Below are 22,030 nucleotides of genomic sequence, written 5' to 3' on the forward strand. Positions count from 1 at the left end.
AATGGGGCGGGTGAACGCTCTCGCCCCGAACGACCCGTCCGCCGACGACCGGTCCGACGCCCCCGACCCGCTCGCCGCCTTCCTGGCCCTGCGCACCCCCGAGGGCGCCGCGCTCCTGGACGAGCTGCGGTCGTACGACCCCGCCCAGGAACTCGCCACCGCCACCCGGCTGCGCCGCACCCACCCGGCCGCCCTGGTGTCGGCGGCGCTGGGGCAGGCGCGGCTGCGGCAGCGGGCGGTGGCGAAGTTCGGCACCGAGGACGCGTACCGGATGTTCTTCACGCCCAACGGCGTCGAGCAGGCGACCCGTACGTCGGTGGCCGCCCATCGAGCGCGGCGGTTCGCAAAGACGGGCGCGGTGCGCACGGTCGCCGACCTCTGCTGCGGGATCGGCGGCGACGCGATCGCGCTCGCGCGGGCGGGCATCTCGGTGCTCGCCGTGGACCGCGACCCGCTGACCGCCGAGGTGGCCCGCGCCAACGCCGCCGCGCTCGGGCTGGACGAGCTGATCGAGGTGCGGTGCGCCGATGTCGCCGAGATCGACACCGCGCCGTACGACGCGGTCTTCGTCGACCCGGCCCGGCGCGGCGGCAGGGGCAGGATCTTCGACCCCGAGGCGTACTCGCCGCCGCTCTCCTGGGCGACCGGTGCCGCGCTCGCGGCCCCCCGCGCCGCGCTGAAGATCGCTCCGGGCATCCCGCACGAGGCGATCCCGGCGCAGGCGGAGGCCGAGTGGATCTCGGACGGCGGGGACGTGAAGGAGGCGGTGCTCTGGTTCGGCGAGGGCTTCGCGGCCGGTTCGTACCGCGCCACCGTGCTCCCGGCCGGGGCCACCCTGTGGTCCGGGGCCCCGCTGCCCGCCGCGCCCGTCGGCCCGGTCGGCCGCTATCTGTACGAGCCGGACGGCGCCGTCATCCGCGCCCATCTGGTCGCCGACATCGTCGCGCGGTGCGAGGGCCGGCTGATCGACGAGACCATCGCGTACATCACGGGCGACCGGCCGTACGAGTCCCCGTACACCTCCGGGTACGAGATCACCGACGAGTTGCCCTTCAACATGAAGAAGCTGAAGGCGCTGCTGCGGGAGCGGAAGGTGGGCGTACTGACCGTCAAGAAGCGCGGCTCGGCGGTCGAACCGGAGGAGCTGCGACGCCGGATGAAGCTCCAGGGGCCGAACTCCGCGACGGTCTTCCTGACCCGGGTGGCCGGAGCGCCGACGATGCTGATCGGCCACCCGCTGACCGGCCCGGCCTGAGGCGCCGGACGGCCGGTCAGGCGAGGTCGGTCAGATCCTCCGCGTACACCTGCGAGAGCGGCTGGGGGCCCACGTACTGCTGGCAGTTGCACTGCCCGGACTCGAAGCGGACCGGCTTCTTGGACTCGTCCCAGGCCGTCGGCACCTCGACCCGCTCATGGCACTTGCCCTGCTTGTCGTGCTTGGCGAGATGGTGTGTGCAGCCGCAGACCGGCTCCGGCGGCCTGTTCGCCGCTTCGAGGGCCAGCCGCTCCTGCCGGGAGGCCTCCAGCAGTTCCAGCTTGCGGTCGTGCCGATTGCGCAGTGCTGTACGGACGTTGTCGACGGCCCATCCGAAGCCGCCCGTCCAGAAGATGATGAGCACCCACCAGTACCACTCCATGTCGCCCTCCCCCGGCGTGACCCATGTGTCCTGTCAGGATAGGTCCGCGGTCAGCGGTGGGCACCGCCCCCGGCGGAGAACAGCGGCTCCGCAGCGGGCGCCCCGGCCAGTACCCGCAGCACCCAGCGCCGGTGGGCGAACGCCTTGACGAGGCCGATGAGTCCGACGATCCAGCCGGTCAGCCCCAGCCCCATGACCAGGACGGCCAGACCGTACGCGTTTCCTTCCAGCACGCCGCTGGCCGGGACGGCGAAGCAGGCGTACAGCCCGGCCGCGCAGAGCGCGAAGGACATCAGCAGCCAGGCGAGCGAGGCGCCCGGCATCCGCAGGGCCGCGTCGCGTGCCGGATCGCGGTCCAAGCCGCCCCAGGCGTCGAGCAGCCGGCGGATCCCGCGGTCGCGGCGCAGGCCGACGACGACGAGGACGACCGCGGGCACCACACAGCCGACGCCCATGGCTGCGAGGACCACACCGATCGCGGCGCTGATGACGTCGTAGGACTCCTCGAAGGTGATCAGCGCCGTGCCCACCAGCAGCCAGCCGAGCGCGCAGAGCGCTCCCCACAGCCACAGCATCGCCAGTCGGCCCGGTGACACATGCGCCTTCACCAACGCGCCGAGCACCGCGGCCCGGTCGGTCAGCAGGGCCTCCCGGTCGGGCCAGGAACGTATCTCCACGGGCGGTGGCGGTGGCGGCAGTTGTGCGCGGCGAGACATGGGGCAGACCCTACCGACCGCGCGGGGGAGGTCGGTTCGGGCGTTGCGCACCGCCTCCAGGAGGTGGGAGTGGGCCCCGCCGTCTCCAGCATGACGCCCGCCTTCGTGATCTCCTCGAACAGGGCGCCCATGCGCTGGTCGAACTCGGGGTCCGGGGCGTCGAAGGGGTTCTGCTCGTCGATACGGATCAGTGACATGAAGCGCGGCATGGTGACACCCAGGTCGGACGGGCGGGGGCTTTCCCCGCCTCTCACCCCTGCGTCGAACGGGGCCCGGCCGGATCGACAGTTCCCTGGAAACTCTTCTGAGAAATTTCCGGCCCGGCCACCGGAGCGGTCTCCGGGCCGGCCTCCGGAGCCCCCGCCGCAGCCGCCCGCCCCCGTCCCGGGAGCAGCACCAGGGCCACCAGTGCCGCGACGGTGAGCAGCCCGGCACAGACCCAGAACGCCGCCGAGTACCCGGCCGCCAGGTCGGCCGGACGGTTTCCGTCGCCGGTGACCCGGGCGGCGACGGTGACCAGGACCGCGAGCCCCAGCGAGCCGCCCACCTGACGGGAGCTGTTCAACAGCCCGGAGGCCATGCCCGTCTCCTCGGGCGCCACATCGGTCGTGGCCGCCGTGCCGAGCGGTACGAAGCACATCCCGATGCCGATGCTGCAGACCAGCGACGGGCCGAGGATCGAGTACAGGAAGCCGCCGTCCGCCTCCGCCGTCACCGCGAATCCGGCCAGGCCGAGCGCGGCCAGGAAGCCGCCGAGCGCCAGCAGCCGTCCGGTGCCGAGCGCCGCGACCGTACGGGTGGCGACGAGCGAGCCGGCGACGACGCCCGCCGAGAACGGCAGGAAGGCGACACCGGCGGCGGTCGGCCCGTAGTCGAGCACCTGCTGCATGTAGAGCGAGACGAAGTAGAACGCGGCGAACTGCCCGGAGCTCAGCAGCAGGCAGACGACATTGGCGGTCAGCACCGGCCGCCCCCTCAGCAGCCCGGGACGGAGCAGCGGAGTGCGGGCCCGCAGCTCGACGACGACGAAGACGGTCAGCAGCAGCACGGCGGCGCCGAGCGTGCCCAGCGTCCGGGCCGACCCCCATGCGTCGGTCGATGTCCGTACGAGTCCGAGGACCAGCAGCGTCGTGCCCGCGGTGGCCAGCAGCGCTCCGGCCACATCGAGCCGGCCGTTGGTGCGGGCCGGCTCGCCCCGCAGTCCGCTGCGCACGGCCCCCACCAGCGCGAACCCCACGATCGGCCCATTCACCAGCATCACCGCGCGCCAGCCCGCCGCATCGGTGAGCACCCCGCCCGCGAGCACCCCGACCGCGCCGCCCGCCGCCCCCGCCATGCCCCACAGCCCCAGGGCGCGGGAACGGGCGGGCCCGGCCGGGAAGGCCAGGGCGATCAGGGCGAAGGCGACCGGGGCGAGCGCGGCGGCGCCGATCCCCTGCACCGCCCGCGCGGCGATCAGCCCGCCCGGCGACCGGGCGAGCCCGCCCGCCAGGCTCGCCGCGCCGAACAGCACCAGGCCCGCCGTCAGGATCCGGCGGCTGCCGAACAGGTCGGCGAGCCGCCCGCCGAGCATCAGCAGCCCGCCGAAGGCCAGTGCGTAGGCGTTCACCACCCACAGCAGCCCCTGGGGCGTGAAGCCGAGATCGCCGCGCATGTCCGGCAGCGCGACGTTCACCACGGACATGTCCAGCGCCACCATGAACTGCACGGTGAGAGCCACCGACAGCAGCCAGCGCGTATGTCGTGACTGATCGCTCACGACGTTTCCCTTCCCTCGCGGTCATTCGGTCGAGTCATTACTATACGCGTATAGAAATTACGTGCGAGGGGCCCGGGAAGGAGCGGGAGCAGTGGTACGGGAGACAATGCCGAGGTGGCAGGGACCGAGAAGAAGCAGGCACCGGCGAAGAAGGCACCCATAAAGAAGGCGCCTGCGAAGAAGCAGGCGCCTGAGAAGCGGTCCGTGGGGCGGCCACGCAGGCTCGACCCGGACGCGATGGTCGCCACCGCGCGCCGCATCATCGAGGAAGAGGGCGTGGACGCCCTGAGCATGCGGCGGGTGGCGAAAGAACTCGGCTCCACCCCGATGGCGCTCTACCACTACGTGCAGGACAAGGACGAGCTGCTGATGCTCACCCTGTCGGGCACCGCGGCCGCCTTCCCCCGGCCCGAGCTGCCCGAGGACCCGCGCGAACGGCTGCTCGCCGTGGCCGTGCACTTGCACGGCGTCCTGGCCCGGCTCCCGTGGGTGCTGGACATCCTGGCGCTGGGCGAACTGACCGACAAGAACGCGCTGTGGATGGTCGAGGAGATCATCGACTCGGCGCTCGCCTGCGGCCTCTCCCCCGCCCAGGCGGTACGCGCGTACCGGACGATCTGGAGTTATGTCTACGGCGACCTGGTCTTCCGCCGGGCAGCCGAACGCCGCACGCAGAACCCGCCGAACAAGCGTTGGTTCCCCGAGATGGTGACCGAAGAGGACGCGGCGACGCTGCCCCGGCTCGCCGCGATCAAGGACGAGTGGCGGGCGTACGCCGCCGACTACGAGGTGGCGGACGAACTGGACGCGATCGTCCGGGGACTGATCGAGCGGGGAACCGCCGTCGGCTGAGGAGCCGGTCAGCCGGTGACGGGTCCGCCGTCCCCCAGCGACTCGAAGCGCCAGCGGTGCACCGGGCGGGTGATCAACTCGGCGTCCGGCTCGGGGATTTCGGGCAGCTCGTCGCCGTACTCCCCCGCCCACCAGGTGATGACCAGGACCCGGTCCTGCGGGGCGCGCAGCAGCTCGCGGCGGAGCGGCTCCCGGGCAAGCTCGGCCGAACGGGCCCGCGCCCACTCCAGGAGTTCGGCGCCCCGGCCCGCCACGGCACGGGCCTCCCACATGAGTGCGACGGTCATGAGTAGAGGTTGTCCTTGCTGATCTCGTGGACGTGGTCGTGGTCGTGCGCCAAGGCGCCCGGCACATGGGTGTCGGTCACCGGCAGCGAGGAGTCCGCGGACAGTTCCAGGTCCGAGGCCGGCCGGTTGCGGGCGACCATCTCCGCGCCCAGCGCCGCGACCATCGCGCCGTTGTCCGTGCACAGCCCGGGGCGCGGCACCCGCAGCCGGATGCCGGCCCGCTCGCACCGCTCCTCGGCCAGCGCCCGCAGCCGCGAGTTGGCCGCGACACCGCCGCCGATCATCAGGTGGTCGACGCCCTCGTCCTTGCAGGCCCGGACGGCCTTGCGGGTGAGCACGTCCACCACGGCCTCCTGGAAGGACGCCGCCACGTCCCGTACCGGCACCTCCTCGCCCGCCGCCCGCTTGGCCTCGATCCAGCGGGCCACCGAGGTCTTCAGGCCCGAGAAGGAGAAGTCGTAGGCGGGATCGCGCGAACCGGTGAGCCCGCGCGGGAACGCGATCGCGGCCGGGTCGCCCTCCTTCGCAAGCCGGTCGATGACCGGGCCGCCGGGGAAGCCGAGGTCCAGCACCCGGGCGATCTTGTCGAAAGCCTCGCCCGCCGCGTCGTCGATGGTCGCGCCCAGCGGCCGTACGTCATTGGTGATGTCCGGCGCGAGCAGCAGCGAGGAGTGGCCGCCGCTGACCAGCAGCGCCATCGTCGGCTCGGGCAGCGGGCCGTGCTCCAGCTGGTCCACGCAGATGTGCGAGGCGAGGTGGTTCACCCCGTAGAGCGGCTTGTTCAGCGCGTACGCGTACGCCTTCGCCGCCGATACACCGACCAGCAGCGCGCCCGCGAGCCCGGGGCCCGCGGTGACGGAGATGCCGTCGAGGTCGCGGGCGCTGATCCCGGCCTCCTTCAGGGCGCGCTCGATGGTGGGGACCATCGCCTCCAGATGGGCGCGGGAGGCGATCTCCGGGACGACGCCGCCGAAGCGGGCGTGCGTGTCGACGCTGGACGCGACGGCGTCGGCGAGCAGCGTCGTACCCCGGACGATGCCGACGCCGGTCTCGTCGCAGGAGGTCTCGATGCCGAGTACGAGCGGTTCGTCAGCCATCAGTCAGTCTCTGTTTCCTGTACGTGTTCTTGCACGTGCTCTTGTACGTGGAGGCGCATGACGAGCGCGTCGATGTTCCCCGGCTGGTAGTAGCCGCGGCGGAAGCCGATCGGTTCGAAGCCGAAGCGTTCGTACAGCTTCTGGGCCCGGGTGTTGTCGACGCGGACCTCGAGCAGCACCTCGGTGCACTCGAAGGCCGTGGCGTGCTTCAGCAGGTCGGTGAGGAGCACGGAGCCGAGGCCGCCGCCCCAGTGGTCGCGGGTGACCCCGATCGTCTGTACGTCGGCGAGGTCGTCGGCCGCGGCGAGGCCCGCGTAGCCGACGATCCGGCCGATGACGGGGTCCTCGGCGACGACATAGCGGCGGGTGGCGCGGGGGCCGCGGGAGTGCGCCAGCTCGGACCAGAACATGCCGGCCGACCAGGCGTCGTCCGGGAACAGCTCGTGTTCGAGCTCCAGCACCGGATCGATGTCCCACCAGCGCATCTCGCGCAGAACGGCAGTCGTGCTCGTCACTTGGGGGTGACCACCTTGTAGTTCTTCGGCACCTGGGCGTCGGGCCGGCGGAGGTAGAGCGGCTGCGGCGGCAGCAGCTCCGCGCCCGCGGCGAGCCGCTCGGCGGCGAGGGCGGCCAGCGCGCCGGCGCTGACGTGCTCGGGCTCCCGGGCGTCCGGGAACGCCTCGGGGTAGAGCACCGCGCCCGCACCGACGACGGGAAGCCCGGCGAGCTGTGCGGCGATGTCGGCGGGCCGGTCGACGGCGGGCCCGGTGACCCGGGTGCGCGGGTCGTCGTACCTCGCCCAGTAGACCTCCTTGCGGCGGGCGTCCGTCGCGACGGCGAACGGGCCCTCCAGCCCGGCCCGGCCCGCGGCGTACGCGAGACCGTCCAGGGTGCACAGCCCGTGCACGGGGACGGAGAGGGCGGAGCCGAAGGTCGCGGCAGTGACCAGACCGACCCGGAGCCCGGTGTAGGGTCCGGGGCCGACGCCGACGACCATGTCCGTCACGGCGTCGAGTTTCACGCCGGCCTCGGCGAGCACCCGGTCGACGGCGGGCAGCAGCAGCTCCCCGTGCCTTCGGGCGTCGACCTGTCCGGACTCGGCGACGACGGAGGTCCCGTCGTGAAGGGCGACGGTGACGGCGGGGGTGGCGGTATCCACGGCGAGCAAGAGCACGCAAACAGCCTACGGCTCCGCCGACGGGGGCACGGCGCCCCGTACGGCGTCCCGGCACGACCGGCCCCGGCTGCTACCGTCACCGTGCACACGCGAGTACGACGTAAACGCTAAACGCTTGTACGACATACGGAAGCGAAAGGGGCGCGCACGGTGTCTAGGGGCAGCTCGGGAATCGTGGCCGGGCTCACTGCGGCGGCGCTCGTCGCCGTCGGCGTCCTGGCCTTCCAGGCATCGGCGAACGCCCCCGACAACCTCGCGGCCCCCAAACCGAAGGCTTCCGCCACCGCCACCGAGCACGCGAAGCCGAAGGAGAAGCCGCGCCCGGCCGCGCTCCCCTCCGGTTCCGGCACCGGGAAGCGGGTCGTGTACGCCCTGGAGGACCGTCGCGTGTGGCTCGTCGACGCGGACGGGAAGGTGGACCGGACCTTCGAGGTCATGCCGAGCTCCCTGAATCCGCTCCCCGGCACCTATCGGGTGAACACCCCGCGCTCGGGAGCCCCCACCAAGGGCTCGGACGGCGTGATGATCGAACACGTGGTGCGGTTCGCGATGGTGGACGACGTGGCCGTGGGCTTCAGCGCGGCGGTGGACGGCTCGATGGAGAGCCCGGACCCGACGCTGAAGACGGGTGGCGTGCGGATGTCCCGGGCCGACGGGGACGCGATGTGGGACTTCGCGATGGTGGGCACGAAGGTCGTCGTCCTCCCCTAGACCTCCCTGCCCCTCCCTAGGCCTCCCTGGGCCCGGGAAGGTCGGATCCGGAGCGGGGTTCGGGGGCGGCCGGAGTTCCGTCGCCCTCGCCTTTGTCCTCGTCCTCGGAGGGTGGCGGCGTGGAGACCGCCGTGGCCGCGGCGCAGGCCGCCAGCAGGTCCTTCATCGATGGCGGCGGCACTTCGCGTTCGGCGGACGTCGTCATGGATGCCTCCTGGGGCTCCGGCGGAAGGCGTGGTTAGGCAGACCTAACCAGCTCTCGTCATCCATGTGACCACGCCCGCACGGCCCGGCGCAACAATTTGCCGACAGCCTGTCGGAATCCGGCCCCGCGCTCAGACTTCGCGCAGTCCCGCCCAGCGCGCCCCGATCCCCACCAGCGTCACCTCGCGCCGCTCGTCGTCCGTGTCACCGACCGCGCGGTCGATCACCACCTGCAGCCGGTCGTCCGAGAGCTCCTCGACCTTGCCGTCGCCCCACTCCACGACCACCACCGACTCCGGCAGCGACACATCGAGGTCCAGGTCCTCCATCTCGTCGAGCCCGCCGCCCAGGCGGTACGCGTCGACGTGGACCAGTGCCGGACCGCCGGTCAGCGAGGGGTGGACCCGGGCGATCACGAAGGTGGGGGACGTGACCGCGCCACGCACTCCGAGGCCCTCGCCGAGGCCCCGGGTCAGCGTCGTCTTCCCGGCACCGAGCTCGCCGGTGAGCATCACGAGGTCGCCGGGGAGCAGGATCGCGGCGATCCGGCGGCCGAGCGCCTGCATCTGTTCGGGGGACTCGACGGCCAGGCCGACGGTGACGGTGCCCGGCGCGGCGCCCTCGGTGGCCTCAGCCGCCAGGCTGTTGTGCGGTGCTTCCATGCCTGCCAACGTTAGCCGTTGCCGGCACGGCTCCGATGCGTACCAGCAGGTCCGCCATCCGGTCCGTGACCGTCTCGGGGTGCTCCAGCATCACCAGATGGCCCGCGTCCGGGACGATGACCAGCTCCGCGTCCGGGAGCTGGTCCGCGATGGTCTCGCTGTGCGAGCTGGGCGTCACCAGGTCCTTGTCGCCCGCCAGGATCAGCACCGGGATGTCACGGAAGGCGGGCAGCGCACCGCTCTTGTCGTGTTCGGTGAAGGCCGGATAGAACTCGGCGACCACATCGATCGGGGTCGACTCGATGAGCCGCTCGGCGAACCGCTCCACCGCCGGGTCGACGTCCCGCGAACCGAACGAGTACCGCTTGATCAGCCCGGCGAAGAGGTCGGCGGTCGCCCGGCGGCCCCGCTCCACCAGCTCGGCCTGGGAGCCGAGCGCCCGGAGTACCCCGGGCAGCACCCGCCGTACCGCGTTCACGCCCGCGACCGGCAGCCCGAAACTGACCTCGCCGAGCTTCCCGCTCGACGTGCCGACGAGGGCGACGGCGGCGACCCGGTCCCGGACCAGCGCGGGGAACTGGTCGGCGAGCGCCATCATCGTCATGCCGCCCATCGAGTGCCCGACCAGCACCAGCCTGCCCTCGGGGGCCGCCGCGTCGATCACCGCCTTCAGGTCGCGGCCGAGCTGGTCGATGCCGACCGTCACCCCGTCCGCCTGGGCCCGGCCCCGCTCGGAGCGGCCGTGGCTGCGCTGGTCCCAGTGGACGGTGCGCACCAGACCGCGCAGCGCCGCCCGCTGGAAGTGCCAGGAGTCCTGGCTGAGGCAGTAGCCGTGGCTGAAGACCACGGTGACCGGCGCGGGATCCTTGCGGCCGAAGAGCCTGCGGCGGCGCGTGCCGGAACCGGCCGCCTCGCCACCGCCCGCGGCGGTGCCCGTGGCGGTGCCCGGTTCGACCTCGTCGACCTCGTAGTACAGCTCGGTGCCGTCCTCGGCGGTGGCCCGGCCCGGCAGCCCGCGCAGCGAGCCGTACGGCCCGGTGGCGTCCAGGGCCAGCCTGGCCCTTCTGCGCATGCCCCGGCCGACGGTGAGCCGCTCGACCGCGACACCGGCCGCCGCGCCCGCCGCGATCACGCCTATGGCGGCTCCGGCGATACCGGCCCGGCGCCAGCCGACCGCCGTAGCAGCCGTCGTCACCGCGTCCCCCGCGCTGATCTCGCTCACCGTGCCGCGCTCCTCGTCGGTCGTGTCCGTCAGGTCAGGGCCGGTCTGTTCCGGTCGTGATCAGATCGTGCCCGGTCAGCCGTGGACGATCGGTCAGGACTCGGCCGGGGTCGCGTGCAGATGCACACGCGGTACGCGGGTGCCGATCCGGGTGACGATCTCGTACGCGATCGTGTCGGCGGCCTGCGCCCAGTCCTCGGCGCTCGGCTCGCCCCGGTCCCCCGGGCCGAAGAGCACCGCCTCGCTGCCGGCCTCGATCTCGTCCCCGTCGAGGTCGACGACGAACTGATCCATGGCCACCCGGCCGGCGATCCGCCGGGTGACGCCGCCGACCAGGACCGGGGCACGGCCGGAGGCGTGGCGCGGGATGCCGTCCGCGTAGCCGACCGGCACCAGGCCCAGGGTGGTCTCGGCGGAGGTCGTGTAGTGGTGGCCGTAGCTGATCCCGTGGCCGGCCGGCACCTGCTTGACCAGGGCGATCGACGCGACGAGCGTCATGACGGGGCGCAGCCCGAAGTCGGCCGGGGTGCCCAGCTCGGGGCTGGGCGAGATGCCGTACATCGCGATCCCGGTCCGGACCAGGTCGAAGTGCGCCTCGGGGATCGTCAGCGTCGCCGGGGAGTTGGCCATGTGGCGTACCTCGGGGTCGACGCCCTCCTTCTCCGCGTGCGCCACCATGTCCCGGAACACGGCGAGCTGGGCGGCGATGGAGGGGTGGCCGGGCTCGTCGGCGCAGGCGAAGTGGGACCAGAGGCCGGTGATCCGGACGGTGCCCGCGTCCTCGGCACCGCGGGCGGCGGCGACCAGCTCCGGCCAGTCGGCGGGCTGGCAGCCGTTGCGCCCGAGGCCGGTGTCGGCCTTGAGCTGGATCCGGGCCGGGATGCCCGCCTCCGTGGCGGCGGCGACGACCTCGCGCAGGGCCCACATCCCGCTCACCGACACATCGATGTCGGCCTCGATCGCCTCGCGCCAGGGGCCGCCCGGGGTCCACAGCCAGCACATCACCCGGCCGCCGAGTCCGGCCTCCCGCAGGGCGAGCGCCTCCTGCGGTGTCGCGGTGCCCAGCCAGGTCGCCCCGGCCTCCAGCGCGGCGCGGGCGCAGGGCACCGCGCCGTGCCCGTACGCGTCGGACTTGACGACGGCCATGAGTTGCGCGCCGCCCGCCCGCGCGCGCAGCGCACGCACGTTGGCGCGCAATGCGTCGAGGTCGATCTCGGCACGGGCTCTCAAGGACGCTGTCTCGTTCATCGCGCCCAGTCTCTCAGAGGCGTACGGCAGCACCCTCGGGCGGCAGGTCACCCGACAGCCTCTCAGCGACGGCGCAGTTCGTGTTCCAGCTGGTCGACGATGACCGGGACATGGCTGTGCGGTACGTCCTTGACGGCGGTGACCAGGGTCACCGGGCCGCCCGCCCGGACCAGTTCGACCAGTTCATGGACGGCCGCCGTGTGGACGGGGTCGGCCAGTTCGGTGCGGTAGCGCTCGACGAACTCGTCGTAGCGGGTCCCGGTGCGGTCCTCGTGGTACCAGTCGCGGAGCTCGTTCGACGGGGTGATGTCCTTGAGCCACTTGTCGATCGCGGCCTTCTCCTTGGACTCTCCGCGCGGCCAGAGCCGGTCGACGAGGACGCGGGTGCCGTCGCCGTCCTCCTTCGGCTCGTACACCCGGCGTACGCGTACGTCGCTGCTGCCCACGGTCGGCCCTCCTGTCGGCTGCGGTCGGTCCCCGCTGGGCCCAGGATCACTCAGGCCCGTACGTCCCGCCACGCCACCGGGATCGCCTCCGCGACGTCCTGCGCGGCGACGGGCGAGCCGTCGGAGGCGTGGCGGGCGGCGAGTCCGTGCAGATGGGCGCCGGCCGACGCGGCGTCGCGCGGGGCGAGGCCCGCGGCGAGCAGGGAGCCGGTCAGCCCCGAGAGGACGTCGCCGCTGCCGGCCGTGGCCAGCCAGGAGGTGCCGGTCGGATTGACCCGTACGGGAGTGTCCGGGTCGTCGCCGGCGACCAGGGTCGTCGACCCCTTGAGCAGGACCGTGGCGCGGTAGCGGGCGGCCAGTTCCCGTACGGCGGCGAGCCGCCCCGCCTCGACCTCCTCGCGCGGGACGCCGAGCAGCGCGGCGGCCTCACCGGCGTGCGGGGTGAGGACGGTCGGCGCGGTGCGCGCGCGCAGGGCACCGGCGTCCAGCAGCCGCAGCCCGTCCGCGTCCACCAGCACCGCGACGTCCGCCGCCAGCACGCCCCGGACCGCCTCGGCGGCCTCCGCGCCGTCACCGAGTCCGGGCCCGACGACCCAGGCCTGCACCCGTCCCGCCTTCGACGGCGGCCCCGCGTGGACCAGCGTCTCGGGATGACGGGCGATCACCGCGGCCGCGCCCGGACCGACGTACCGCACGGCTCCCGCGCCGCCCCGCAGCGCCCCGGAGACGGCCAGCACCGCCGCGCCCGGGTAGCGCGCGGAACCGGCGACGACGCCGACGACCCCGCGCCGGTACTTGTCGCTCTCGGCCCCCGGGACCGGCAGCAGGGCTGCGACGTCCGCGTACTGGAGCGCCTCCAGCTCGGGTACGTCCGGCAGTTCGGGCCCGAGCCCGATGTCGACGAGGTGGAGCGCGCCGGCCCGTTCGGCGGCCGGGTCGACGAGCAGGCCCGGCTTGTACGTGCCGAAGGTGACGGTCACATCGGCGCGCACCGCCTCACCGAGCACCTCGCCGGTGCCGGCCTCGACCCCGCTGGGCAGGTCGACGGCGACGAGCGGCGCGCCGGTCGCCGCGAGAGCCCGCACCAGCTCGGCGGCGTCCGGACGCAGCCCGCCCCGTCCGCCGATGCCGGTGATCCCGTCCACCACGAGATCGATGTGGCCGCCCCAGGCGTCCGCGCCCTCCGCGATCCGCCCGCCGGCCGCGAGCAGGGCGGCGAGGCCGCCCTCGTGGACGCGGTCCGGTGCGGTGAGCACGGCGCGCACCCCGGCGCCCCGGCGGGCGAGCCGGGCGCCCGCGTACAGCGCGTCGCCCCCGTTGTCGCCGCTGCCGACGAGGAGGACGACCCGGGCCCCGTACACCCGGCCGCGCCGCCGCAGCACATCGGTGCAGGCCGCGGCGAGTCCGGCGGCGGCGCGCTGCATCAGCGCGCCCTCGGGCAGCCGGGACATCAGGGCCCGCTCGGCGGCCCGTACGGTATCGACGCTGTAGGCGGTACGCATGTGCTCAACCCTCCGCGATCACCACGGCCGACGCCACCCCCGCGTCGTGGCTGAGCGACACGTGCCAGTGCCGTACGCCCAGCTCGGCGGCGCGGGCGGCGACGGTGCCGCGGACCCGCAGCCGGGGCTGCCCGCTGTCCTCGACGTACACCTCGGCGTCCGTCCAGAGCAGTCCGGCGGGCGCGCCGAGCGCCTTCGCGAGGGCCTCCTTCGCGGCGAACCGGGCGGCGAGCGAGGCGATGCCGCGCCGCTCGCCGCTGCGCAGCAGCAACTCCCGCTCCACGAAAAGCCGTTCGGCCATCTGCGGCGTACGTTCCAGCGCCGCGTCGAACCGTTCGATCTCGGCCACGTCGATCCCGACCCCGATGATCACGCGTGTTCCCTCATCCCTCGCTACTCCACGGTCACGGACTTCGCCAGATTGCGCGGCTGGTCCACATCGTTGCCGCGGGCCGTCGCCAGTTCGCAGGCGAAGACCTGCAACGGCACGGTCGACACCAGCGGCTGAAGCAGCGTAGGCGTAATGGGAATCCGGATCAGGTGGTCGGCGTACGGGACGACCGCCTCGTCGCCCTCCTCGGCGATGACGACGGTGCGGGCGCCACGGGCCCTGATCTCCTGGATGTTCGACACGACCTTGTCGTGCAGCAGCGACCGGCCGCGCGGCGACGGCACCACCACGACGACCGGGAGGCCGTCCTCGATGAGCGCGATCGGGCCGTGCTTGAGCTCACCGGCGGCGAAGCCCTCGGCGTGCATGTACGCGAGCTCCTTGAGCTTCAACGCGCCTTCCAGGGCCACCGGATAGCCGACGTGGCGGCCCAGGAAGAGCACGGTGTCGTGACCGGCGAGGGAGCGGGCGAGTTCGCGCACCGGCTCCATGGTCCCCAGGACCTGTTCGACGGCGCCGGAGATCTCGGAGAGCTGGCGGATGACGGTGCGGATCTCGTCGCCCCACTTCGTCCCCCGGATCTGTCCGAGATACAGGGCGACGAGGTAGCAGGCGACCAGCTGGGTGAGGAAGGCCTTGGTGGAGGCGACGGCGACCTCGGGTCCGGCGTGCGTGTAGAGCACGGCGTCGGACTCCCGGGGGATGGTGGAGCCGTTCGTGTTGCAGATGGCGAGGACCTTGGCGCCCTGTTCGCGGGCGTGCCGCAGGGCCATCAGGGTGTCCATCGTCTCGCCGGACTGCGAGATCGCGACGACCAGGGTGCGCTGGTCGAGGATCGGGTCGCGGTAGCGGAACTCGCTGGCCAGCTCGGTCTCGCAGGGGATGCGGGTCCAGTGCTCGATGGCGTACTTGGCGATCATCCCGGAGTGGAAGGCGGTGCCGCAGGCCACGATGACGACCTTGTCGACCTCGCGCAGCTCGTGCGGCGGGATGCGCACCTCGTCGAGGCGGAGCGAGCCCGAGCCGTCGATCCGGCCGAGGAGCGTGTCGGCGACTGCCCTGGGCTGTTCGGCGATCTCCTTGAGCATGAAGTAGTCGTGGCCGCCCTTCTCGGCGGCGGAGACGTCCCAGTCCACGTGGTACTTGCGGACCTCGGCTGGCCGCCCGTCGAAGTCGGTGACGGTGACCCCCTCGCGGCGCAGCTCGACCACCTGGTCCTGGCCCAGCTCGATCGCGGAGCGGGTGTGCGCGATGAACGCGGCGACGTCGGAGGCCAGGAACGACTCGCCATCCCCCACCCCCACCACGAGCGGCGAGTTGCGCCGGGCCCCGACCACGGTGCCGGGCGCGTCCGCGTGCACGGCGACGAGGGTGAAGGCGCCCTCCAGCCGGCGGCAGACCTGCCGCATCGCCTCCGCCGGGTCGGCGCAGGAGGAGAACGCCTCGGCCAGCAGATGGGCGACGACCTCGGTGTCGGTCTCGGAGGCCAGCTCGTGGCCGCGCTCGGCGAGTTCGGCGCGCAGGGCGGCGAAGTTCTCGATGATCCCGTTGTGCACGACGGCGACGCGGCCCGCGTTGTCGAGGTGCGGGTGGGCATTGGTGTCGGTGGGGGCGCCGTGGGTGGCCCAGCGGGTGTGTCCGATCCCGGTGGTCCCGGCCGGGAGCGGCGCCTCGGCCAGCGTCTTCTCCAGATTGACGAGCTTGCCGGCCTTCTTGGCGGCGGCCAGGCCGCCGTCCGCGAGCACGGCGAGGCCCGCCGAGTCGTAGCCCCGGTACTCGAGGCGCTTGAGACCCGCGACGACGACGTCCTGCGCCGACTGTCCACCGACGTAACCGACGATTCCGCACATACCGTTCCCTTCCTGGCCATCCGCCCCTCTTCTTCGCATCGTCGCAGAAGGTGAACGGGGCGGCAGGGAGGACGGCGTGGCGCGTGCGGCGGACGGGGCGGCATGGGAGGGGCGGGGGGTGCGAGGGCCGGACGCGGTACGCGATGTCCGGCTTCAGCGACCGGGCGAACCTCGACGGAGGCGCCATGGGGCCGTCCTCCTTCGCCCTGAAGGAGCTGACCGACGAGGACGCGGCGAGGATCGGCACGCTCGTGAAGAGGGCGGTGGGCCGAGCGGAAGCAGGGCTACCCTGTGAACCTTTCCGGCCCCGGCGGGGAACAAGGGGTGACACGCTCTCCCACCGAGCCCCAGGAGCCGATGTGACCGGACCACCGGCCAGCGCCAGCCTGCACGACGACGCCGAGGTCATCGCGCAGTCGCTGGAGGAGCCCGAGATATTCGCCGGTCTCTACGACCGTCACGCACCGGACATCCACCGCTATGCCGCCCGCCGCCTCGGGGAGGGCGCGGCGGACGACATCACGGCGGAGACCTTCCTCATCGCCTTCCGCTCCCGGCGCCGCTACGACAGCTCCCGCCGCAGCGCCCGCCCCTGGCTGTACGGCATCGCCGCGAACCTCATCGGCAAGCACCGGCGCAGCGAGGAGCGCGGGCTGCGGGCCCTGGCCCGTACCGGTCAGGACCCGGTGGCCGCCTCCTGGAGCGACCGCTGCGACGACCGGATCGCCGCCCAGGCACCCCTGGCGGTGGCGCTCGCCGCGCTCTCGCCGGGCGACCGCCACGTACTGCTGCTCGTCGCCTGGGCCGACCTCGGGTACCAGGAGGTCGCCGAGGCGCTGGGCATCCCGCTCGGCACCGTACGGTCCCGCCTCAATCGCGCCCGCCGCAAGGTCCGCGAGGCCCTCTGCATGGATCCCTCGTTCACGCCCGACGCCATGGAGCTGAGCCCGTCATGGACGAAATGACCCAGCTGCGCGAGCTGCGCGCGGACGCACCCGTTCCCGACCGCGGGGCGCTCGCCCCGGGCCGGCAGCGGCTCACCGAGGCCGCGGCATCGGGCGGCCGCGCCCGCCGCCTGCGGGCGGACTGGCGGGTCACCGCGGTCGGCGCGGCCGCGGCGATCACCGTCGCGGCGGTGCTCGGCACCCAGCTCGGGGACGCCGCCGCGCCCGCACGCTCCGGGCCCGCCTCGGCCTCCGGGACGCTGCGGCTGGACAGCCCGGCCGGGGTGCTGAACCGGGCCGCCGACGCACTGGAGAAGCAGTCGGCCGGGCCGGAGCCGCGCGACGACCAGTGGATCTACACCAGGACGGCCCAGGCGGCCTCACAGGGCGGCCAGAACGGCTCGTCCCCCGGCCCCGTCAAGGACGACCCCGACAGCTGGGTTCCGTACGACAACTCCGGCGCGGCCGAGAACGGCAAGGACGACGACTACCGCACGGCACGTCAGGTCTACCGGGCCGCGAACACACTGCCCGACGACCCGGCGCAGCTGCTGGCGAAGATCCGCTCGTTCTATCCGACCGACCACACGGCCGAGAGCCCGCCCGAGGGCAAGGCACAGCACAGCTTCCGCGCGATCGGGCTGATGGCCCAGGCGTACCCGGTCGCCCCGGCCGCCCTCGCCCGGATCTACCGGGCCATGGCCACCATCCCCGGCGTGCACGTCACCGACCACCTGGTGAAGGACGCGGCCGGGCGCGAGGCCATCGCCATCACCCGGAAGGAGGACGGCGGCCACGAACAGCGGGAGATCCTGCTCAGCCCGAACGACTTCAGCTATGCCGGTATGCGCTTCGTGGTCGCCGAGAACTACGCGTACACGCTCTCCGACGGCAAGGTGGAGCGCCAGACGTTCACGTTCAAGGCGGGGCAGATCCTGACGAGCGAAGCCCGGATCGAGGCCGCCGTCGTGGACGCCAAGGGCGAGAAGCCCTGATCCCACGGGGCCGTGAACCGGGTCCGGTGTCCGCTGCAGGGGTGCGGACACCGGACCTCGCCGACGGCGGCGGGTGACCCCGGGTGCATCATGGCGTCGCCGCCGACCGGCACCGATTCCGGCCGGTCGGCCGAGAATCGGGGGGTGGGGCGCATGTCCGGCGCCGAAGGACCGGTCACACCGTCGCAGTTCCCGCCCTGCTGTCCCCCTCCCCTACGTGACCGAGCCCACCCTCCACTCCGTCAGAACTCCCGCAACAATGAACCCGTGATCACTTCGCCGCCACGGAGCACCCACCGACGCGCAGAGCATGCGGCGACGCCGTACGTCGACCTGTCCCGCGCCGAGTGGAGCGCCCTGCGCGACAAGACGCCGCTCCCGCTGACCGCCGACGAGGTGGAGCAGCTGCGCGGGCTCGGCGATGTCATCGACCTCGACGAGGTACGGGACGTCTATCTGCCGCTCTCCCGGCTCCTCAATCTCTACGTCCAGGCCACCTCGGGTCTGCGCGGCGCACTGAACACCTTCCTCGGGGACGCGGGCGGCGGCCACGGCGCGCAGCGCGGCACCCCGTTCGTCATAGGCGTCGCGGGCAGTGTCGCGGTCGGCAAGTCCACCACCGCGCGCATCCTCCAGGCGCTGCTGGCCCGCTGGCCCGAGCATCCGCGCGTGGAGCTGGTGACCACGGACGGGTTCCTGCTGCCGATGAAGGAGCTCCGGGCCCGCGGCCTGATGTCGCGCAAGGGGTTCCCCGAGTCGTACGACCGGCGCGCCCTGACCCGGTTCGTCGCCGACATCAAGGCCGGCAAGGACGAGGTGACGGCGCCCGTCTACTCGCATCTGATCTACGACATCGTGCCGGACGAGCGGCTCACCGTACGCCGTCCGGACATCCTGATCGTCGAGGGGCTGAACGTGCTTCAGCCCGCGATGCCCGGCAAGGACGGCCGGACCAGGGTCGGCCTCGCCGACTACTTCGACTTCAGCGTGTACGTGGACGCGCGCACCGAGGACATCGAGAGCTGGTACCTCAGCCGGTTCCGGAAGCTGCGGGAGACGGCGTTCCAGAACCCCTTCTCGTACTTCCGCAAGTACACCCAGGTCTCCGAGGAGGAGGCCATGGAGTACGCGGCGACGATGTGGCGGACCATCAACAAGCCCAATCTGGTGGAGAATGTGGCGCCCACCCGGGGCCGTGCCACCCTGGTGCTCCGCAAGGGCCCGGACCACAAGGTCCAGCGGCTGTCCCTGCGCAAACTCTGAGCCTGCGAGCCCCCTGGGAGTGGCCACGTGCTGCATCTGCGCCTGATCGTCCCCGCCGACCGTACGGACGAGGTGCTGCACCTGCTGGAGCGCACCCTCGGCACGACACATCTCGTCGTGATGGCCGGGGCCGCCCGCGACCCGGCGGGTGACCTGGTGCTGTGCGACGTGGCCCGCGAGGCGGGTGACGAGCTGATCTCCGCGCTGCGCCGCCTCGGTATCGACAAGTCCGGTTCGATCACCGTCGAGAACATGGATCTGACGCTCTCCGCCCACGCCGACAAGGCCGAGGAGGACGCGCCGGGCGAGGGCGCGGACGCGGTGCTGTGGGAGGAGCTGACGGAGGCGACCCACGAGGAGTCGACGTTCAGCGTCACGTACGTGGCGTTCCTCACCGTCGCGGTGATGCTCGCCGCCTGCGGTGTGATGCTCGACAACGCGATCCTGATCGTGGGCGCGATGGCGGTCGGCCCGGAGTTCGGGCCGCTGGCCGGGATCTCGACGGCCCTGGTGCAGCGCGCTCCGCGGCTGGCGCTGCGTTCCCTGTACGCGCTGATCGGCGGCTTCGCCCTGGCTATGGCGCTGACGGTCGGCTTCGCATGGCTGATGGACGCCCTGGGGCTGTTCACCCGCTCGATGATCGAGGCCGACCGTCCCAACACGGCGTTCATCTGGAATCCCGACGCGATGTCGTTCGTGGTGGCCTTCCTGGCCGGGATCGCCGGCACGCTCTCGCTGACCTCGGCGAAGTCCGGGGCGCTGATCGGGGTCGCCATCTCGGTGACGACCGTGCCGGCCGCGTCCAACGCGGCGGTGGCGTTCAGCTACAGCGACTACCACCAGATGACGGGCTCCGCGACGCAACTGCTGGCGAACCTCGGCGGGATCGTGGTCGCGGGGACGCTGACCCTGCTGGTCCAGAAGGCCCTGTGGAAGGCACACCTCCGCCGGACGGGCCTCGTCGCGAACCCGTCCGGCGAATAAGCGCCTGGACTACCCCAGCGCGGACTTCACCACGTCGGCCAGCCGCTCGGCGATCGCCCGCGCCTGGTCGATGTCGGCTGCCTCGACCATGACCCGCACCAGCGGCTCCGTGCCCGACTGGCGCAGCAGCACGCGCCCGGTGGAGCCCAGCTCGCGCTCGGCCTCGGCCACGGCCTCGGCGATCTCGGGGGAGGTTTTGACGCGGGACTTGTCGACGTCGCGGACGTTGATCAGCAGCTGCGGCAGCCGCTGCATGACCCCGGCCAGGTCGGCGAGGGTACGGCCGGTCGCGGCGACCCGGGCCGCCAGCAGCAGGCCGGTCAGGGTGCCGTCGCCGGTCGTGGCGTGGTCCAGCACGATGACATGGCCGGACTGCTCGCCGCCCAGCGCGTAGCCCTCGGCCTTCATCGACTCCAGTACGTAGCGGTCGCCGACGGCGGTCTGGACGAGCTGGATGCCCTCCCGCTCCATCGCGATCTTGAAGCCGAGGTTGGACATGACGGTGCCGACCACGGTGTCCTTGCGCAGCTGTCCGGCCTCACGCATGGCGAGGGCGAGGACGGCCAGGATCTGGTCGCCGTCGACCTCCTCCCCCGAGGCGTCCACGGCCAGGCAGCGGTCGGCGTCGCCGTCGTGCGCGATGCCGAAGTCGGCGCCGTGCTCGACGACGGCGGCCTTCAGCGGCTCCAGGTGGGTGGATCCGCAGCCGTCGTTGATGTTCAGGCCGTTCGGGTCGGCACCGATCGTGATCACCTCGGCGCCGGCCCGCGCGAAGGCCTCGGGCGAGACCCGGGCGGCCGCGCCGTGCGCCTCGTCGAGCACGACCTTCAGCCCGTCGAGCCGGTTCGGCAGGACCGCGACGAGGTGGGCCACGTAACGGTCGAAGCCCTCCGTGTACTCGGTGACGCGTCCCACACCGGCACCGGTCGGGCGCTCCCACGGCTCACCGGTGCGGTGCTGCCGGTAGATCGTCTCGATCCGGTCCTCCAGCTCGTCGGAGAGCTTGTGACCGCCGCGGGCGATGAACTTGACACCGTTGTCCGGCATGGAGTTGTGGCTCGCGGAGAGCATCACGCCGAGGTCGGCACCGAGCGCGCCGGTGAGGTACGCCACCGCCGGGGTGGGCAGCACACCGACGCGCAGGACGTCCACGCCGGCGCTGGCGAGGCCGGCCACCACGGCGGCCTCCAGGAACTCTCCGGACGCGCGTGGGTCACGGCCCACCACGGCTGTCGGCCTGGTTCCGTCGGGGGTGCTCCCCTCGGCGAGAACATGCGCCGCAGCGACCGAGAGACCGAGCGCCAGCTCGGCCGTCAGATCCGCATTGGCGACACCGCGCACACCGTCCGTGCCGAAAAGTCGTCCCACTGGTGTCCTCCGAAGATGCTCCGAAACCGCAAAACCAAAACAACCAAAGCAACGCAACAAGCATATGAACGTCTTATGCCGTTATACGCCCGAGGGTGCCGATAAACGAACGCCCCGGCAGCACGAGGTGTGCCGCCGGGGCGAACGTGTAAAGCAGACGAGCAGGCGGATTAGCGCTTGCTGTACTGCGGGGCCTTGCGGGCCTTCTTGAGACCGGCCTTCTTGCGCTCGACCGCACGGTCGTCGCGGGAGAGGAAGCCGGCCTTCTTCAGCGTGGGACGGTTGTTGTCCACGTCGGCCTCGTTCAGCGCACGGGCCACGCCGAGACGCAGGGCGCCGGCCTGACCCGAGACGCCGCCACCCGAGATGCGGGCGATGACGTCGTAGCGGTTGTCGAGCTCGAGCACCTTGAAGGGCTCGTTGACTTCCTGCTGGTGCACCTTGTTGGGGAAGTAGTCCTCAAGGGTGCGACCGTTGATCTTCCACTTGCCGGTGCCCGGAACGATCCGGACGCGGGCGATGGCGTTCTTCCGACGACCAAGGCCGGCGGCGGGCTGCGGGTCGCCGAAGCGGGAGGCCAGCGACTCGCTGGTGTACTCGCCCTCGACGGGAACCTCGGACTCGAAGGTGGTCACCTCGGCGAAGACCTCTTCGCCCTCGGTGCCCTCGACGGGGTTCTCAACAGTGGTCTCGGCCACGATTCTCCTCAGATCTT

Annotated in this window: 24 protein-coding genes; 7 read left to right on the forward strand and 17 right to left on the reverse strand. The window is 72.4% G+C overall.

Going from position 1 to position 22,030, the window contains the following annotated elements; all coding sequences use genetic code 11:
* Nucleotide 1 precedes the first annotated feature (1 nt).
* On the forward strand, nucleotides 2–1,255 hold the full coding sequence (locus tag BT364_RS20640; RefSeq protein ID WP_079179557.1) for a THUMP-like domain-containing protein: 1,254 nt from the start codon (nucleotides 2–4) through the stop codon (nucleotides 1,253–1,255).
* 16 nt (nucleotides 1,256–1,271) lie between these two features.
* Here the strand turns inward: BT364_RS20640 and BT364_RS20645 are convergent, their stop codons facing one another.
* The 3 genes from BT364_RS20645 to BT364_RS20655 form a co-directional block, all read right to left on the reverse strand.
* Nucleotides 1,272–1,637 carry a hypothetical protein gene (locus BT364_RS20645; protein WP_072486681.1) on the reverse strand — a complete coding sequence of 122 codons (366 nt, stop codon included), beginning with the start codon at nucleotides 1,635–1,637 and terminating at the stop codon, nucleotides 1,272–1,274.
* Nucleotides 1,638–1,687: 50 nt separating this feature from the next.
* Nucleotides 1,688–2,353, reverse strand: coding sequence for a hypothetical protein (locus BT364_RS20650; protein WP_072486682.1), 666 nt, complete (start codon nucleotides 2,351–2,353; stop codon nucleotides 1,688–1,690).
* A gap of 250 nt (nucleotides 2,354–2,603) precedes the next feature.
* Nucleotides 2,604–4,052 carry an MFS transporter gene (locus tag BT364_RS20655; RefSeq protein ID WP_072486722.1) on the reverse strand — a complete coding sequence of 483 codons (1,449 nt, stop codon included), beginning with the start codon at nucleotides 4,050–4,052 and terminating at the stop codon, nucleotides 2,604–2,606.
* A gap of 174 nt (nucleotides 4,053–4,226) precedes the next feature.
* On the opposite strand from BT364_RS20655, the gene BT364_RS20660 reads away from it, so the two are divergent.
* Complete coding sequence (locus BT364_RS20660) at nucleotides 4,227–4,964, forward strand: TetR/AcrR family transcriptional regulator (protein ID WP_072486683.1); 738 nt, start codon at nucleotides 4,227–4,229, stop codon at nucleotides 4,962–4,964.
* A gap of 8 nt (nucleotides 4,965–4,972) precedes the next feature.
* On the opposite strand, the gene BT364_RS20665 is transcribed toward BT364_RS20660, so the two are convergent.
* Genes BT364_RS20665 through tsaB form a run of 4 tightly spaced genes read right to left on the reverse strand, consistent with a single transcriptional unit; the run spans nucleotide 4,973 to nucleotide 7,522 of the window.
* Entirely contained in the window at nucleotides 4,973–5,251 is a 279-nt protein-coding gene (locus BT364_RS20665; RefSeq protein ID WP_072486684.1) for a hypothetical protein, read from the reverse strand.
* Nucleotides 5,248–6,348, reverse strand: coding sequence for a tRNA (adenosine(37)-N6)-threonylcarbamoyltransferase complex transferase subunit TsaD (gene tsaD, locus BT364_RS20670; protein ID WP_072486685.1), 1,101 nt, complete (start codon nucleotides 6,346–6,348; stop codon nucleotides 5,248–5,250). Before tsaD ends, BT364_RS20665 begins: the two co-directional genes overlap by 4 nt.
* Complete coding sequence (rimI, locus tag BT364_RS20675) at nucleotides 6,348–6,863, reverse strand: ribosomal protein S18-alanine N-acetyltransferase (protein ID WP_072486686.1); 516 nt, start codon at nucleotides 6,861–6,863, stop codon at nucleotides 6,348–6,350. The genes tsaD and rimI overlap by 1 nt, the downstream gene beginning before the upstream one ends.
* Entirely contained in the window at nucleotides 6,860–7,522 is a 663-nt protein-coding gene (tsaB, locus tag BT364_RS20680; protein ID WP_256260094.1) for a tRNA (adenosine(37)-N6)-threonylcarbamoyltransferase complex dimerization subunit type 1 TsaB, read from the reverse strand. Before tsaB ends, rimI begins: the two co-directional genes overlap by 4 nt.
* A gap of 153 nt (nucleotides 7,523–7,675) precedes the next feature.
* Here tsaB and BT364_RS20685 point away from each other — a divergent pair, with 153 nt between their 5' ends.
* Entirely contained in the window at nucleotides 7,676–8,236 is a 561-nt protein-coding gene (locus BT364_RS20685; protein ID WP_256260095.1) for a hypothetical protein, read from the forward strand.
* A 16-nt stretch (nucleotides 8,237–8,252) separates the two neighbouring features.
* On the opposite strand, the gene BT364_RS20690 is transcribed toward BT364_RS20685, so the two are convergent.
* From BT364_RS20690 to glmS, 8 genes are all read right to left on the reverse strand, one after another.
* The gene (locus BT364_RS20690) at nucleotides 8,253–8,441 is read right to left on the reverse strand and encodes a hypothetical protein (protein WP_072486688.1); all 189 of its coding nucleotides are present in this window, start codon (nucleotides 8,439–8,441) and stop codon (nucleotides 8,253–8,255) included.
* A 130-nt stretch (nucleotides 8,442–8,571) separates the two neighbouring features.
* On the reverse strand, nucleotides 8,572–9,102 hold the full coding sequence (tsaE, locus tag BT364_RS20695; RefSeq protein WP_072486689.1) for a tRNA (adenosine(37)-N6)-threonylcarbamoyltransferase complex ATPase subunit type 1 TsaE: 531 nt from the start codon (nucleotides 9,100–9,102) through the stop codon (nucleotides 8,572–8,574).
* Nucleotides 9,071–10,324 carry an alpha/beta fold hydrolase gene (locus BT364_RS20700; protein ID WP_072486690.1) on the reverse strand — a complete coding sequence of 418 codons (1,254 nt, stop codon included), beginning with the start codon at nucleotides 10,322–10,324 and terminating at the stop codon, nucleotides 9,071–9,073. Before BT364_RS20700 ends, tsaE begins: the two co-directional genes overlap by 32 nt.
* A gap of 93 nt (nucleotides 10,325–10,417) precedes the next feature.
* The gene (gene alr / locus BT364_RS20705) at nucleotides 10,418–11,572 is read right to left on the reverse strand and encodes an alanine racemase (protein ID WP_072486691.1); all 1,155 of its coding nucleotides are present in this window, start codon (nucleotides 11,570–11,572) and stop codon (nucleotides 10,418–10,420) included.
* Between the two features lie 62 nt (nucleotides 11,573–11,634).
* Nucleotides 11,635–12,018 carry a DUF488 domain-containing protein gene (locus tag BT364_RS20710; RefSeq protein ID WP_072486692.1) on the reverse strand — a complete coding sequence of 128 codons (384 nt, stop codon included), beginning with the start codon at nucleotides 12,016–12,018 and terminating at the stop codon, nucleotides 11,635–11,637.
* 50 nt (nucleotides 12,019–12,068) lie between these two features.
* Entirely contained in the window at nucleotides 12,069–13,520 is a 1,452-nt protein-coding gene (locus BT364_RS20715; protein ID WP_072486693.1) for a bifunctional ADP-dependent NAD(P)H-hydrate dehydratase/NAD(P)H-hydrate epimerase, read from the reverse strand.
* A gap of 4 nt (nucleotides 13,521–13,524) precedes the next feature.
* Nucleotides 13,525–13,893 carry a holo-ACP synthase gene (locus BT364_RS20720; protein ID WP_072486694.1) on the reverse strand — a complete coding sequence of 123 codons (369 nt, stop codon included), beginning with the start codon at nucleotides 13,891–13,893 and terminating at the stop codon, nucleotides 13,525–13,527.
* Between the two features lie 20 nt (nucleotides 13,894–13,913).
* Nucleotides 13,914–15,761: a glutamine--fructose-6-phosphate transaminase (isomerizing) gene (glmS, locus tag BT364_RS20725; protein ID WP_072486695.1), complete on the reverse strand. Its 1,848-nt coding sequence runs from the start codon at nucleotides 15,759–15,761 to the stop codon at nucleotides 13,914–13,916.
* Nucleotides 15,762–16,120: 359 nt separating this feature from the next.
* On the opposite strand from glmS, the gene BT364_RS20730 reads away from it, so the two are divergent.
* The 4 genes from BT364_RS20730 (at nucleotide 16,121) to BT364_RS20745 (ending at nucleotide 19,947) form a co-directional block, all read left to right on the forward strand.
* On the forward strand, nucleotides 16,121–16,726 hold the full coding sequence (locus BT364_RS20730; protein ID WP_072486696.1) for an RNA polymerase sigma factor: 606 nt from the start codon (nucleotides 16,121–16,123) through the stop codon (nucleotides 16,724–16,726).
* Complete coding sequence (locus BT364_RS20735; protein ID WP_072486697.1) at nucleotides 16,714–17,700, forward strand: CU044_5270 family protein; 987 nt, start codon at nucleotides 16,714–16,716, stop codon at nucleotides 17,698–17,700. Before BT364_RS20730 ends, BT364_RS20735 begins: the two co-directional genes overlap by 13 nt.
* 267 nt (nucleotides 17,701–17,967) lie before the next feature.
* Nucleotides 17,968–18,963 (forward strand): type I pantothenate kinase, encoded by a 996-nt coding sequence (gene coaA / locus BT364_RS20740; protein WP_072486698.1) that lies wholly within the window; start codon nucleotides 17,968–17,970, stop codon nucleotides 18,961–18,963.
* A 27-nt stretch (nucleotides 18,964–18,990) separates the two neighbouring features.
* Nucleotides 18,991–19,947, forward strand: coding sequence for a DUF389 domain-containing protein (locus BT364_RS20745; RefSeq protein WP_072486699.1), 957 nt, complete (start codon nucleotides 18,991–18,993; stop codon nucleotides 19,945–19,947).
* Between the two features lie 9 nt (nucleotides 19,948–19,956).
* Here the strand turns inward: BT364_RS20745 and glmM are convergent, their stop codons facing one another.
* Both glmM and rpsI read right to left on the reverse strand, forming a co-directional pair.
* The gene (glmM, locus tag BT364_RS20750) at nucleotides 19,957–21,315 is read right to left on the reverse strand and encodes a phosphoglucosamine mutase (RefSeq protein ID WP_072486700.1); all 1,359 of its coding nucleotides are present in this window, start codon (nucleotides 21,313–21,315) and stop codon (nucleotides 19,957–19,959) included.
* A 170-nt stretch (nucleotides 21,316–21,485) separates the two neighbouring features.
* Nucleotides 21,486–22,013, reverse strand: a complete 528-nt coding sequence (gene rpsI, locus BT364_RS20755; protein ID WP_072486701.1) for a 30S ribosomal protein S9 — start codon at nucleotides 22,011–22,013, stop codon at nucleotides 21,486–21,488.
* Between the last annotated feature and the right edge of the window lie 17 nt (nucleotides 22,014–22,030).

This window comes from Streptomyces atratus (assembly GCF_900119365.1).
Classification (GTDB): domain Bacteria; phylum Actinomycetota; class Actinomycetes; order Streptomycetales; family Streptomycetaceae; genus Streptomyces; species Streptomyces atratus_B.